1 protein-coding gene is annotated in these 1066 nt (G+C 44.8%); it reads right to left on the reverse strand.

The annotated features are described in order from the left end of the window. Positions 1–175: 175 nt before the first annotated feature. Positions 176–1066: hypothetical protein (locus tag GLIP_RS22055; protein ID WP_052154979.1), on the reverse strand; the 891-nt coding region annotated here is incomplete at its 5' end.

Below are 1066 nucleotides of genomic sequence, written 5' to 3' on the forward strand. Positions count from 1 at the left end.
TTAGGGTGCTTGTTTTATTCTTAATAAGGGGGATAAGCGTTGGTTTTGTCGATTAATCCTTTGGCAGTCTTCAATTCATGGCGAGTGTGAGCCATTGAGGTAAATGTCGTGCGAGCAGAAATTTACCGCTAGTAAAAAGAAGCAATAAAAAAGTGGATTAAGGGGGAGGGGGAGTTTAATGAGCCTTTTGCCGACGTTTTCGCTTGTATCTTTTCAAGGTGTCAGATAATCCTGCTGCCACGCTAAAAGTGGTTTCAAAGGTTAGAAACATGGTTTTCCAGGTGTGTTCATCCAATCCTAGGCGCTGCAATATGGGCGATTCGTTCACATCAATTGCGCCTCGCTTATCAGGGGCCATATTGCGACCAGATAGGTCAGCCAACGTTAAATAGTCTACTAACTCGAACATCAAGCCCTGTGATTGAGGCTGTTTGGGATTGCCAATAAAAGGCATCAATGTAGATGGCTGATAGCCTTTCTTAAAATCGCGAATACGACGTTTAATACTGGTGTGTTTAGAGGTTTCAGGTGTGCTGGCCATGTTTGCTCTAATGGGGTTTAAGTCTACGTACACCATACAGGCAGCTAATGCATGTTCATCTAACAGGGCTTGAGATTTGAATCGTCCTTCCCAAAAATGACCGGTACAGTTATCTTCTTGATTTGCTTGTCGTGCAATAGGCTCATTCAATTCTCGCATAAACCAGCTAATATCGGTTAAACGATGGCGATAGACGGACAACGTTGAATGGAGAGTGATGCGTTCGGCGTCAGTGAGCGGTGCAGATTGCTTAGACGTAAAGGCTTGTGATAGAAGCGTCCCTTTGTGAAGCTTATGCCAACGCGCAGCCACCTCTTTATCTGTCCAGCGTTTTGCTTTGTTGGAATTCACATGTAATACCACATGAGTATGATTGTGCATGACAGCATAAGCGCAGACCTCAATGGCAAAGACGGTGGTCAAAAACAACAATCTGTCTTCCACCCACTGGCGACGATGCTCATAGCTTTTTCCCGTTAGTTTATCTTCGCCGCACAAAAAGGCACGTCGAACACAGCGCGAAAC

It is taken from the genome of Aliiglaciecola lipolytica E3, assembly GCF_000314975.1.
In the GTDB taxonomy this organism is placed as follows: domain Bacteria; phylum Pseudomonadota; class Gammaproteobacteria; order Enterobacterales; family Alteromonadaceae; genus Aliiglaciecola; species Aliiglaciecola lipolytica.